The sequence below is a fragment of the Rhodoplanes sp. SY1 genome (genome assembly GCF_046000175.1).
In the GTDB taxonomy this organism is placed as follows: Bacteria; Pseudomonadota; Alphaproteobacteria; order Rhizobiales; family Xanthobacteraceae; genus Rhodoplanes.
The window spans coordinates 1-679 of the sequence record NZ_JBEOMB010000367.1 but is presented as its reverse complement, the minus strand read 5'-3'; the positions used below and the strand labels follow the sequence as shown (position 1 = coordinate 679).

The window sequence follows — 679 nt, the reverse complement described above, 5'->3', positions numbered from 1 at the left end:
GTTGCCGGCGAGCGCCGCGCGGATGCGCTCGGGCGTCGGATCGGGATCGCGCCGCAGCAGCGCCTCGGCCGCCATGATCATGCCGGGCGTGCAGAAGCCGCACTGCGTCCCGAGCTTCTCGTGGAACGCCTGCTGCAGCCGGCTCATCCGGCCGTTGCGGGCGAGCCCCTCGATGGTCTCGACCCGGCGGCCGGCCACCTGATGGGCGAGCGTCGAGCAGGCGAGCCTCGGCCTGTCGTCGACCAGCACCGTGCAGGCGCCGCATTCGCCGCCGTCGCAGCCCTGCTTGGTGCCGGTGAGCCCGGCGACGTCGCGCAGATAATCGAGGAGCAGCATCGTGTCCTCGACCAGATCCTCGCGTAGGCGCCCGTTGAGGGTCAGCGCGAGGACGGACTTGCGACGCATCCGGGCCTGCGGCCGCTGGGCATCCGGATCGCGCATCACACCGTCTCCTCGATCAGCAGGCGCAGGCGGAAGCGCTGGATCTTGCCGGTCGCCGTCTTGGGCAGCTCCTCGAGAAACCGGATCCGCCGCGGGAACTTGTAGGGCGCGAGCGTCGTCTTGCAGTGCTGCATCAGCTCGTCGGCGAGGCTCTCGGTCGGGCGGACGCCGTCGCAGGGCACCACCCAGGCCTCCGGCTTGGTCAGCCCGTCGCCGTCCGGCACGCCGATCACGGCCG

Annotated in this window: 2 protein-coding genes; both read right to left on the bottom strand. The window is 71.7% G+C overall.

The window, feature by feature from the left end; all coding sequences use genetic code 11:
* Positions 1-441, bottom strand: a 441-nt coding sequence (locus tag ABTU92_RS29715) for a 2Fe-2S iron-sulfur cluster-binding protein (RefSeq protein WP_408095136.1), incomplete at its 3' end; no start/stop codon positions are given.
* On the bottom strand, positions 441-679 hold a 239-nt coding region (locus ABTU92_RS29710; RefSeq protein WP_408095135.1), incomplete at its 5' end, for an AMP-binding enzyme. The genes ABTU92_RS29715 and ABTU92_RS29710, both read right to left, overlap by 1 nt.